At 57.8% G+C, this 11,853-nt stretch carries 12 protein-coding genes; all 12 read left to right on the plus strand.

From position 1 onward, the window contains the following. Positions 1-92: 92 nt before the first annotated feature. Complete coding sequence (atpE, locus tag K9857_RS06085; RefSeq protein WP_003097235.1) at positions 93-350, plus strand: F0F1 ATP synthase subunit C; 258 nt, start codon at positions 93-95, stop codon at positions 348-350. A gap of 58 nt (positions 351-408) precedes the next feature. After that, positions 409-879 (plus strand): F0F1 ATP synthase subunit B, encoded by a 471-nt coding sequence (locus K9857_RS06090; RefSeq protein ID WP_175375686.1) that lies wholly within the window; start codon positions 409-411, stop codon positions 877-879. A gap of 12 nt (positions 880-891) precedes the next feature. Continuing rightward, positions 892-1,428: a F0F1 ATP synthase subunit delta gene (locus tag K9857_RS06095; protein WP_175375685.1), complete on the plus strand. Its 537-nt coding sequence runs from the start codon at positions 892-894 to the stop codon at positions 1,426-1,428. 21 nt (positions 1,429-1,449) lie between these two features. Further along, the gene (gene atpA, locus K9857_RS06100; protein WP_217829078.1) at positions 1,450-2,994 is read left to right on the plus strand and encodes a F0F1 ATP synthase subunit alpha; all 1,545 of its coding nucleotides are present in this window, start codon (positions 1,450-1,452) and stop codon (positions 2,992-2,994) included. A 50-nt stretch (positions 2,995-3,044) separates the two neighbouring features. Continuing rightward, positions 3,045-3,905, plus strand: a complete 861-nt coding sequence (gene atpG, locus K9857_RS06105) for a F0F1 ATP synthase subunit gamma (RefSeq protein ID WP_085716116.1) — start codon at positions 3,045-3,047, stop codon at positions 3,903-3,905. Positions 3,906-3,932: 27 nt separating this feature from the next. Continuing rightward, positions 3,933-5,309, plus strand: coding sequence for a F0F1 ATP synthase subunit beta (gene atpD / locus K9857_RS06110; RefSeq protein ID WP_224533949.1), 1,377 nt, complete (start codon positions 3,933-3,935; stop codon positions 5,307-5,309). A gap of 45 nt (positions 5,310-5,354) precedes the next feature. After that, positions 5,355-5,780: a F0F1 ATP synthase subunit epsilon gene (locus tag K9857_RS06115; protein ID WP_075946957.1), complete on the plus strand. Its 426-nt coding sequence runs from the start codon at positions 5,355-5,357 to the stop codon at positions 5,778-5,780. Between the two features lie 113 nt (positions 5,781-5,893). After that, complete coding sequence (gene glmU, locus K9857_RS06120) at positions 5,894-7,261, plus strand: bifunctional UDP-N-acetylglucosamine diphosphorylase/glucosamine-1-phosphate N-acetyltransferase GlmU (RefSeq protein ID WP_224533950.1); 1,368 nt, start codon at positions 5,894-5,896, stop codon at positions 7,259-7,261. Positions 7,262-7,470: 209 nt separating this feature from the next. Continuing rightward, on the plus strand, positions 7,471-8,247 hold the full coding sequence (locus K9857_RS06125; protein ID WP_224533951.1) for a DeoR/GlpR family DNA-binding transcription regulator: 777 nt from the start codon (positions 7,471-7,473) through the stop codon (positions 8,245-8,247). A gap of 1 nt (position 8,248) precedes the next feature. Beyond that, positions 8,249-10,081, plus strand: coding sequence for a glutamine--fructose-6-phosphate transaminase (isomerizing) (gene glmS, locus K9857_RS06130; protein ID WP_224533952.1), 1,833 nt, complete (start codon positions 8,249-8,251; stop codon positions 10,079-10,081). 76 nt (positions 10,082-10,157) lie between these two features. After that, positions 10,158-11,060: a LysR family transcriptional regulator gene (locus K9857_RS06135; RefSeq protein ID WP_224533953.1), complete on the plus strand. Its 903-nt coding sequence runs from the start codon at positions 10,158-10,160 to the stop codon at positions 11,058-11,060. 130 nt (positions 11,061-11,190) lie between these two features. After that, positions 11,191-11,817, plus strand: coding sequence for a glutathione S-transferase family protein (locus K9857_RS06140; protein WP_224533955.1), 627 nt, complete (start codon positions 11,191-11,193; stop codon positions 11,815-11,817). Positions 11,818-11,853 lie beyond the last annotated feature (36 nt).

The raw sequence follows: 11,853 nt of genomic DNA on the forward strand, positions 1-11,853 counted from the left end.
AGGGGGCCTTTAACGAGGCCTCTGAAACGATTTGTTTTACCGCTTTAAATTAAAAAAACCTAAACCATACGACGTAAAAGTCGGGAGGAAAGATGGAAACTGTAGTTGGTCTAACCGCTATCGCTGTTGCACTGTTGATCGGCCTGGGCGCACTGGGTACCGCAATTGGTTTCGGCCTGCTGGGCGGCAAGTTCCTGGAAGGCGCAGCGCGTCAGCCAGAAATGGTTCCAATGCTGCAAGTTAAAATGTTCATCGTTGCCGGTCTGCTCGACGCCGTAACCATGATCGGTGTTGGTATCGCTCTGTTCTTCACCTTTGCGAACCCGTTCGTTGGTCAAATCGCTGGCTAATTACTCGGATCTTCCGGGTAATTTGGTGTGATGGACAACGTAACTGCGAGGTGTTGGCGTGAACATTAATGCGACCCTGATTGGCCAGTCCGTTGCGTTCCTGATTTTTGTACTGTTCTGCATGAAGTTCGTATGGCCTCCGGTCATCGCGGCTCTGCACGAACGTCAGAAGAAGATCGCTGATGGTCTGGACGCTGCCAGCCGAGCAGCTCGCGACCTGGAGTTGGCCCAAGAAAAAGCGGGTCAGCAACTGCGCGAAGCGAAAGCTCAGGCAGCTGAAATCATCGAGCAAGCCAAGAAACGCGGTAGCCAGATTGTCGACGAAGCCCGTGAACAGGCTCGCGTCGAAGCTGACCGTGTGAAGGCTCAGGCTCAGGCCGAGATCGAACAGGAACTGAACAGTGTCAAAGACGCGCTGCGCGCCCAAGTGGGTAGCCTGGCCGTTGGCGGTGCTGAGAAGATCCTGGGTGCCACAATCGATCAAAACGCGCACGCAGAGCTGGTTAACAAACTGGCTGCTGAAATCTAAGCGAGGGCGATCATGGCAGAACTGACCACGTTGGCCCGACCTTACGCTAAGGCGGCCTTCGAGCACGCTCAGGCCCACCAGCAACTGGCCAATTGGTCAGCCATGCTCGGCCTGGCAGCAGCGGTGTCGCAAGACGACACCATGCAGCGTGTGCTCAAGGCCCCGCGACTGACGAGCGCAGAAAAGGCCGCCACGTTCATTGACGTGTGCGGCGACAAGTTTGATGTAAAAGTGCAGAACTTCATTCACGTCGTTGCCGAAAACGACCGTCTCTCGCTGTTGCCGGAGATTGCCGCTCAGTTCGACCTGTACAAGGCCGAGCAAGAGAAGTCGGTAGACGTTGAAGTGACCAGTGCTTTTGCATTGAACCAAGAACAGCAAGACAAACTCGCCAAGGTTCTCAGTGCACGACTCAACCGGGAAGTGCGCCTGCAAGTCGAGGAAGACAGCTCCCTTATTGGTGGTGTTGTCATCCGCGCCGGCGACCTGGTTATCGATGGCTCGATTCGCGGCAAAATCGCGAAACTTGCCGAAGCATTGAAATCTTGAGTTTGAAGGGGCAGCAGAGCAATGCAGCAACTCAATCCTTCCGAAATAAGTGAAATTATCAAGGGCCGCATCGACAAGCTCGATGTGACCTCCCAAGCCCGTAACGAAGGCACTGTCGTCAGCGTATCTGACGGCATCGTGCGGATTCACGGTCTGGCCGACGTAATGTACGGCGAGATGATCGAGTTTCCGGGCGGCGTCTACGGTATGGCCCTCAACCTGGAGCAAGACTCCGTAGGTGCCGTTGTATTGGGCGCATACACCAGTCTGGCTGAAGGCATGAGCGCCAAGTGCACAGGCCGCATCCTGCAGGTTCCGGTTGGTAAGGAACTGCTGGGTCGCGTAGTCGACGCACTGGGTAACCCAGTTGACGGCAAAGGTCCGCTGAACAACACCGAGACCGACGCGGTCGAGAAAGTTGCTCCAGGCGTGATCTGGCGTAAGTCGGTAGACCAGCCTGTACAGACTGGCTACAAGGCTGTCGATGCCATGATCCCTGTCGGCCGTGGCCAGCGTGAGCTGATCATCGGTGACCGTCAGATCGGTAAAACCGCTCTGGCGATCGACGCGATCATCAACCAGAAAGACAGCGGCATTTTCTGCGTATACGTTGCAATCGGTCAGAAGCAATCGACCATCGCCAACGTTGTTCGCAAGCTGGAAGAAAACGGCGCTCTGGCCAACACGATCATCGTGGCTGCCAGTGCTTCGGAATCTCCTGCACTGCAATACCTGGCACCGTACTCCGGTTGCACCATGGGCGAATACTTCCGCGACCGCGGTGAAGACGCGCTGATCGTTTATGACGATCTGTCCAAGCAAGCAGTGGCGTACCGCCAGATTTCCCTGCTGCTGCGCCGTCCACCAGGACGTGAAGCTTACCCAGGCGACGTGTTCTATCTCCACTCCCGTCTGCTGGAGCGCGCATCCCGCGTTTCGGAAGAGTACGTAGAGAAGTTCACCAACGGCGCAGTGACTGGCAAAACCGGTTCCCTGACTGCACTGCCGATCATCGAAACCCAGGCTGGCGACGTTTCCGCGTTCGTTCCGACCAACGTGATTTCCATCACCGACGGTCAGATCTTCCTGGAATCGGCCATGTTCAACTCGGGCATCCGCCCTGCAGTGAACGCCGGTGTTTCGGTATCCCGTGTGGGTGGTGCCGCTCAGACCAAGATCATCAAGAAGCTCTCCGGTGGTATCCGTACCGCTCTGGCTCAGTACCGTGAACTGGCGGCATTCGCCCAGTTCGCTTCTGACCTGGACGAAGCGACCCGTAAGCAACTTGAGCATGGTCAGCGCGTAACCGAGCTGATGAAGCAGAAGCAATACGCGCCAATGTCGATCGCCGACATGTCGCTGTCGCTGTATGCCGCTGAGCGTGGGTTCCTGACTGACGTTGAAAACGCCAAAGTCGGCAGCTTTGAACAAGCGCTGATTGCTTACTTCAACCGCGATCACGCCGATTTGATGGCGAAGATCAACGTGAAGGGTGATTTCAACGACGAAATCGACGCTGGCCTCAAAGCCGGTATCGAGAAGTTCAAGGCCACCCAAACCTGGTAAGCCGCAGCGGGGGCCGCAAGGCCCCCGCTTGCTAACCTGATAGGTGTTACATGGCAGGCGCAAAAGAGATTCGCAGTAAGATTGCGAGCATCAAAAGCACGCAAAAAATTACCAGCGCCATGGAAAAAGTGGCGGTCAGCAAAATGCGCAAGGCACAAATGCGCATGGCTGCTAGCCGTCCTTATGCGGAGCGCATCCGCCAGGTTATTGGTCATCTGGCCAACGCCAACCCGGAATATCGTCACCCGTTCATGATCGACCGCGAAGTAAAGCGCGTCGGTTATGTCGTAGTGAGCAGTGACCGTGGTCTGTGTGGTGGCTTGAACACCAACCTGTTCAAGGCTCTGGTCAAGGACATGGCGGTAAACCGTGAAAACGGCGTCGAGATCGATCTGTGTGTGGTTGGTAGCAAGGGTGCGGCTTTCTTCCGCAACTTCGGCGGTAACGTCGTCGCGGCTATCAGTCACCTGGGTGAAGAGCCGTCGATCAACGATTTGATCGGCAGCGTCAAGGTGATGCTGGATGCTTATCTGGACGGCCGTATTGACCGCCTGTCCGTGGTGTCCAACAAGTTCGTCAACACCATGACGCAAACGCCAACCGTGGAGCAGTTGATTCCACTGGTGGCAACCCCGGATCAAGAACTCAAGCACCACTGGGACTATCTCTACGAACCGGACGCCAAAGAGCTGCTTGACGGCCTGATGGTGCGTTACGTGGAGTCGCAGGTCTACCAGGCGGTGGTCGAGAACAACGCGGCTGAACAAGCTGCGCGGATGATCGCGATGAAGAACGCTACCGACAACGCCGGTGATTTGATCAGCGAATTGCAGCTGGTCTACAACAAGGCGCGTCAGGCTGCGATCACCCAAGAGATCTCGGAAATCGTCGGCGGCGCTGCCGCGGTTTAACGGTTCAAATATTCAGAGGATCCAGCTATGAGTAGCGGACGTATCGTTCAAATCATCGGCGCCGTTATCGACGTGGAATTCCCACGCGACAGCGTACCGAGCATCTACGACGCCTTGAAGGTTCAAGGCGCCGAAACCACCCTCGAAGTTCAGCAGCAGCTGGGTGACGGCGTGGTTCGTACCATTGCGATGGGCTCCACCGAAGGCTTGAAGCGCGGTCTGGACGTCAACAACACTGGCGCAGCCATCTCTGTACCGGTCGGTAAAGCGACCCTGGGCCGGATCATGGACGTACTGGGCAACCCGATCGACGAAGCTGGCCCGATCGACACCGAAGAGCGTTGGGGCATCCACCGCGCTGCGCCGTCGTTCGCAGAGCAGGCAGGCGGCAACGACCTGCTGGAAACCGGCATCAAGGTTATCGACCTGGTTTGCCCGTTCGCCAAGGGTGGTAAGGTTGGTCTGTTCGGTGGTGCCGGTGTAGGCAAAACCGTAAACATGATGGAACTGATCCGTAACATCGCCATCGAGCACAGCGGTTATTCCGTGTTCGCCGGTGTGGGTGAGCGTACTCGTGAGGGTAACGACTTCTACCACGAGATGAAGGATTCCAACGTTCTGGACAAAGTGGCACTGGTTTACGGCCAGATGAACGAGCCGCCGGGAAACCGTCTGCGCGTTGCTCTGACCGGCCTGACCATGGCCGAGAAGTTCCGTGACGAAGGTAACGACGTTCTGCTGTTCGTCGACAACATCTATCGTTACACCTTGGCCGGTACTGAAGTATCCGCACTGCTGGGCCGTATGCCTTCGGCAGTAGGTTACCAGCCGACCCTGGCTGAAGAGATGGGCGTGCTGCAAGAGCGCATCACTTCGACCAAGCAAGGTTCGATTACTTCGATCCAGGCCGTATACGTACCTGCGGACGACTTGACTGACCCGTCGCCAGCAACCACCTTCGCCCACTTGGACGCCACCGTCGTACTGTCCCGTGACATCGCTTCCCTGGGTATCTACCCAGCGGTAGACCCACTGGACTCGACTTCGCGTCAGCTGGACCCGAACGTGATCGGCAACGAGCACTACGAAACCGCTCGCGGTGTACAGTACGTTCTGCAGCGTTACAAAGAACTGAAGGACATCATTGCGATCCTGGGTATGGACGAGCTGTCGGAAGCCGACAAGCAGTTGGTAAACCGTGCTCGTAAGATCCAGCGTTTCTTGTCGCAGCCGTTCTTCGTGGCTGAAGTCTTCACTGGTTCTCCAGGCAAATACGTTTCCCTGAAAGACACCATCGCTGGCTTCAAAGGCATCCTCAACGGTGACTACGACCACCTGCCAGAACAAGCGTTCTACATGGTTGGCGGCATCGACGAAGCGATCGAGAAAGCCAAGAAACTGTAATCCCGGCGCCCGGCAACGGGCGCTAATTTAGGTTGAGGCAATCAGATGGCTATGACAGTCCATTGCGATATCGTCAGTGCGGAAGGAGAAATCTTCTCCGGTCTGGTCGAGATGGTGATTGCGCACGGTGCACTGGGTGATCTTGGTATCGCTCTGGGTCACGCGCCGCTGATCACTAATCTGAAGCCAGGTCCGATCCGCCTGGTCAAGCAGGGCGGGGAAGAGGAGGTGTATTACATCTCCGGTGGTTTCCTCGAGGTCCAGCCGAACATGGTCAAGGTTCTCGCCGACACCGTGCAACGTGCTGCCGACCTGGACGAAGCCTCCGCTCAGGAAGCCGTTAAGGCTGCCGAGAAGGCCTTGCATGAGCGTGGCGCGGAATTCGATTACGGCTCCGCATCCGCACGTCTGGCCGAGGCTGCAGCTCAGCTGCGCACCGTCCAGCAGATCCGCAAGAAGTTCGGCCACTAAGTCGTGCTTGTTGTGTGATTGATTAAAAAGGGTAGCCTCGGCTACCCTTTTTTCTTTTCCGGTTTTCTTCACTTTGGTCGCAGCCGCTGACCACCCAGGATTGGTAGCCAGTCATGTCTCTTGAAATCGTAATTCTCGCTGCTGGCCAAGGCACGCGCATGCGTTCGTCCTTGCCGAAGGTTTTGCATCCGATTGCCGGCAATTCGATGCTCGGTCATGTTATCCACAGCGCCCGGCAACTTGATCCACAGCGCATTCACGTCGTAATCGGCCACGGTGCCGACGCCGTGCGTGAACGCCTGGCCGCGGACGATCTGAATTTCGTCCTTCAGGACAAACAACTGGGTACCGGCCACGCCGTCGCCCAGGCGGTTCCTTTCATCGAAGCCGACACTGTGCTGGTGCTGTACGGTGACGTTCCGCTGATCGAAGTCGAAACCCTGCAACGCCTGCTCAAACTGGTCACCCCAACACAGATGGGCCTGCTGACCGTCGAACTGGACGATGCCACCGGTTACGGCCGAATCGTTCGCGGCGCGGACGGCAAGGTTGCCGCCATCGTCGAGCACAAGGACGCCACCGAAGCTCAACGCGCTATAAAGGAAGGCAACACCGGTATCCTCGCGGTACCTGCCGATCGCCTGGCTGAATGGACCGGTCGCCTGTCGAACAACAACGTGCAGGGCGAGTACTACCTGACCGACGTGATCGAAATGGCGGTCAAGGACGGTCTGGTGGTGGCCACCGAACAACCCCACGACGCGATGGAAGTGCAGGGCGCCAACGATCGCAAGCAGCTTTCCGAACTGGAGCGTCACTATCAATTGCGCGCCGGTCGCCGCCTGATGGCCCAAGGCGTGACCCTGCGTGACCCGGCACGCTTCGATATCCGCGGTGAAGTGACCGTCGGCCGCGACGTGCTGATCGACATCAACGTTATCCTCGAAGGCAAAGTCGTCATCGAAGACGACGTGGTGATCGGCCCGAACTGCGTGATCAAGGACAGTACCCTGCGCAAAGGTGTGGTGATCAAGGCAAACAGCCACATCGAAGGCGCAATTCTGGGCGAGAGCAGCGATGCCGGTCCGTTCGCGCGGCTGCGTCCGGGCACCGTACTGGAAGCTCGCGCCCATGTGGGTAACTTCGTCGAACTGAAAAACGCCCACATGGGTGAAGGCGCCAAAGCCGGTCACCTTAGCTATCTGGGCGATGCGGAAATTGGCGCACGCACCAACATCGGCGCCGGCACCATCACCTGCAACTACGATGGTGTGAACAAGTGGAAAACCGTGCTGGGTGAAGACGTTTTCATCGGTTCCAACAACTCGTTGGTAGCGCCTGTGGATATCTCGTCCGGTGCAACCACTGCGGCAGGTTCGACCATCACGCAGAATGTGGATAAAGATCAGTTGGCGGTGGGTCGTGCTCGGCAGAAGAACATCGATGGCTGGAAACGGCCTGAGAAGGTCAAGAAGGGCTGAGTTGTCCACAGCCGTGAAATCGCTGAAGTTATTCACAGGCTGATCAAAGCGATTCGCGGGCAAGCCTCGCTCCTACAGTCAGAGGTAGGTGTGAGCCTTGCTCGCGAACGTTTTATCCACAGATCTTTTTATCGCACCGCGCTTGACGAAGTTTCACTGATAGGTTTTGATTGGTGCTGTTAACTTTCGAAACGAAACTTATCTTCCTCATGTCCAAGCGCAACACACCTCAACGTCGGCACAACATTCTTGCCTTGCTCAACGAGCAGGGTGAAGTGAGTGTGGATGAACTGGCCAAACGTTTCGAAACTTCCGAAGTTACGATTCGCAAGGATTTGGCCGCGCTTGAAAGCAATGGTTTGCTGCTCCGTCGTTATGGCGGCGCGATCACCATGCCTCAGGAACTGGTGGCCGATATCGGTCAGCCTGTCTCCAGATACAAGCAAGCCATCGCTCGTGCTGCGGTCACGCGGATTCGCGAGCATGCTCGGATCATCATCGACAGCGGCAGCACGACAGCCGCGATGATTCCCGAACTCGGTCAACAACCGGGCCTGGTGGTGATGACCAATTCCCTGCATGTCGCCAATGCGTTGAGCGAGCTCGAACACGAGCCCGTGCTGCTGATGACTGGCGGAACCTGGGATCCGCATTCCGAGTCATTTCAAGGGCAGGTTGCCGAGCAGGTACTACGCTCCTACGACTTCGATCAATTGTTCATCGGTGCCGATGGCATCGATCTGGTTCGCGGTACAACCACCTTCAACGAACTGCTGGGGCTGAGCCGCGTCATGGCCGAAGTTGCCCGGGAAGTGGTGGTGATGGTGGAGGCCGACAAGATCGGCCGCAAGATTCCCAACCTGGAGCTGCCCTGGAGCAGTGTCCATACCCTCATTACGGACGATCGCCTGCCCCTCGAGGCCCGCGATCAAATACAGGCCCGCGGCATCAATCTGATTTGCGCGGCTGTCAGTCAGGAGAAATAACATGTGTGGAATTGTTGGTGCAGTCGCAGAACGTAACATCACCGCCATCCTGGTCGAAGGCCTGAAGCGTCTTGAATACCGCGGCTATGACAGCGCCGGCGTGGCCGTTTACACCAATGAAGAAAAGCTCGAGCGCGCCCGTCGCCCTGGCAAAGTCAGCGAGCTGGAACAAGCGTTGGAGCAATCGCCGCTGGTCGGTCGCCTGGGCATCGCCCACACCCGTTGGGCCACCCACGGCGCCCCTTGCGAGCGCAATGCGCACCCGCATTTCTCCGAAGGCGTGGCGGTCGTGCACAACGGCATCATCGAGAACCACGAAGCGCTGCGCGAGCAACTCAAGGCGCTGGGTTACGTCTTTACCTCGGACACCGATACCGAAGTCATCGCACACCTGCTGAACCACAAACTCAAGGATCAGCCTGATCTGACCGAAGCCCTCAAGGCCACCGTCAAGGATCTGCATGGTGCCTACGGCCTGGCGGTCATCAGCGCCAGCCAACCCGATCGCCTGGTTGCAGCCCGTAGCGGCAGCCCGCTGGTGATCGGTCTGGGCCTGGGTGAAAACTTCCTGGCGTCCGACCAACTGGCCCTGCGTCAGGTCACCGACCGCTTCATGTACCTGGAGGAGGGCGATATCGCCGAGATTCGCCGCCACAGCGTGCAGATCTGGGACGTGACCGGCAAAGCGGTTGAACGCAAGATGGTGCAGTACACAGACGGTGCGGAAGCCGCTGACAAAGGCGAGTTCCGTCACTACATGCTCAAGGAAATCCACGAGCAGCCGTCCGTGGTGCAACGTACTCTGGAAGGTCGCCTGAGCCCGAACCAGGTGCTGGTGCAGGCTTTCGGTCCACAGGCTGCCGAGCTGTTCGCCAAAGTGCGCAATGTTCAGATCGTCGCGTGCGGTACCAGCTACCACGCTGGCATGGTCGCGCGTTACTGGCTCGAAGAACTGGCTGGTATCCCGTGCCAGGTTGAAGTCGCCAGCGAATTCCGTTATCGCAAGGTGGTGGTGCAGCCGGACACCCTGTTCGTCACTATCTCCCAGTCCGGCGAAACCGCCGACACCCTGGCCGCACTGCGCAATGCCAAGGAACTGGGCTTCCTCGCCAGCCTGGCCATCTGCAACGTCGGCATCAGTTCCCTGGTGCGTGAATCCGACCTGACCCTGTTGACCCAGGCCGGTCGCGAAATCGGCGTGGCATCGACCAAAGCTTTCACCACTCAGCTGGTAGGCCTGTTGCTGCTGACCCTGTCCCTGGGTCAGGTTCGCGGCACCTTGGCCAGCGGCGTCGAAGCCACTCTGGTTGAAGAGCTGCGTCGCCTGCCGAGCCGCTTGGGCGAGGCGCTGGCCATGGACGGTACTGTGGAAAAAGTCGCCGAGCTGTTCGCCGAGAAAAACCACACGCTGTTCCTCGGTCGCGGCGCGCAATTCCCGGTGGCAATGGAAGGTGCGCTCAAGCTCAAGGAAATCTCCTACATCCACGCCGAAGCCTATCCGGCGGGCGAGCTGAAGCACGGTCCGCTGGCACTTGTGGATAACCACATGCCGGTCGTAACTGTCGCGCCGAACAACGAGCTGCTGGAAAAACTGAAGTCCAACCTTCAGGAAGTCCGCGCCCGGGGTGGCGAGCTGATCGTCTTCGCCGACGAGAAGGCCGGCATGACCAATGGAGAAGGCACGCATGTGGTGAACATGCCGCACATCCACGACATCCTGTCGCCTATCCTCTACACCATTCCGCTGCAGCTGCTGTCGTACTACGTGGCCGTGCTCAAGGGCACCGACGTTGACCAGCCGCGCAACCTGGCGAAATCGGTGACTGTGGAATAAGTTATCCACAGTTGATCGAACCCTGAAAATCGCAGCCAACCGGCTGCGATTTTTTTATCTGAATCGAGGATCGCCGATGGACCGCTTTCAGGAAATGCAGGTCTTCGCTGCCGTTGCCCAGGATCAAGGCTTTTCGGCTGCCGCGCGACGCTTGGGAATGTCGGCGGCCAGCGTCACTCGGGCTGTGGCGGGGCTGGAGAAGCGCATTGGTACGCAGTTACTCACACGCACCACGCGCAGTGTGCATTTGAGCGAAGCGGGCCAGCGATTTCTCGAAGACTGCCGCAGGATCCTCGCCGAGGTGCAGGAAGCCGAGGATTCGGCGGCAGGCAGTCATATCCTGCCTCGCGGACAACTGACGATTACGGCACCGGTGCTGTTTGGTGAGTTATTCATCACACCGCTCATGGTGAAATTTCTGACTCAATTTCCGGACGTCACGATCAACGCATTGCTGGTTGATCGAGTGGTCAGCGTGGTGGAGGAGGGGATCGATGTGGCGGTGCGCATCGGTGAGCTGCCGGACAGCAATCAACATGCGATTCGGGTGGGCCAGGTCCGCCGGGTGATCGTTGCCTCGCCTGAGTTTCTGAAAACTCATGGCCGTCCAACGCATCCGCAAGATCTGGCTCAGGCGCCAATCATTGGCACCTCCGCGATTGGCCAGCTCAAGAACTGGCCGTTTCTTGAAGGGGACGAGCCGCTTTCTGTGCGAGCTGATCCTCGGTTGGTGGTGACAGCAAATCGGGCGGCCATCAACGCCGCAGCTCTTGGACTGGGCTACACCCGAGTACTTTCTTATCAGGTTGCCAGCAAAGTCGCGGACGGAGAATTGGAAATCGTCCTGGCCGACTTTGAACTGCCACCGTTGCCAATCCATGTTGTCTATCAGGGTGGGCGCAAAGCCCCGGCGCGGGTTCGAAGCTTTGTCGATTTCACGGTCAAGGCGTTGAGGGAAGATCCAGCTTTACGAGAGTGATTGGTTATTTCGCCTGTTGAAATAATGGATTGCGTTCCCTGGTGATTCTGTTGTTCGCGGGACTGGTAGAAGATGGCTGCCATCCGGTGCTGATCCTTCCGAACAACACCACTCACCCGCGGAGTCGACCATGCAAGCCATCAAACTCTATAACTTCCCACGTTCCGGCCACGCCCACCGTGTGGAACTGATGCTCTCGCTGCTTAAACTGCCGACTGAACTGATCTTCGTTGACTTGGCCAAGGGCGAACACAAGAAGCCGGAATATTTGGCACTCAATGCTTTCGGCCAAGTGCCGGTGCTGGACGATCAAGGCGTGGTACTCGCTGACTCCAACGCCATCCTGGTTTACCTGGCGCAGAAATACGGCAACGGTCGCTGGTTGCCTGCCGATCCGGTTGGCGCAGCAAAAGTGCAGCGCTGGTTGTCCGCAGCTGCAGGTCCCATCGCATTCGGCCCGGCGCGGGCTCGATTGATCACGGTTTTCGGTGCGCCTTACAACGCTGAAGAAGTCATCGCCTACGCCCACACCGTGCTCAAAGTCATCGACCACGAACTGGCCAACTCGCCGTATCTGGTGGGCAGCGAACCGACCATCGCCGATGTTGCCGCCTACAGTTACATCGCCCACGCACCTGAAGGCAACGTATCGCTGGACGACTACGCCAACATCCGCGCCTGGCTGGCCCGTGTTGAAGACTTGCCTGGTTTTGTCGGCATGCCTCGCACAGTGGCTGGCCTGCAAAAAACCGCCTGACGTAAAACGGAGCTGATGAACGTTCCACGTGGAACA

It is taken from the genome of Pseudomonas sp. REP124, from assembly GCF_020164475.1.
Taxonomy (GTDB): domain Bacteria; phylum Pseudomonadota; class Gammaproteobacteria; order Pseudomonadales; family Pseudomonadaceae; genus Aquipseudomonas.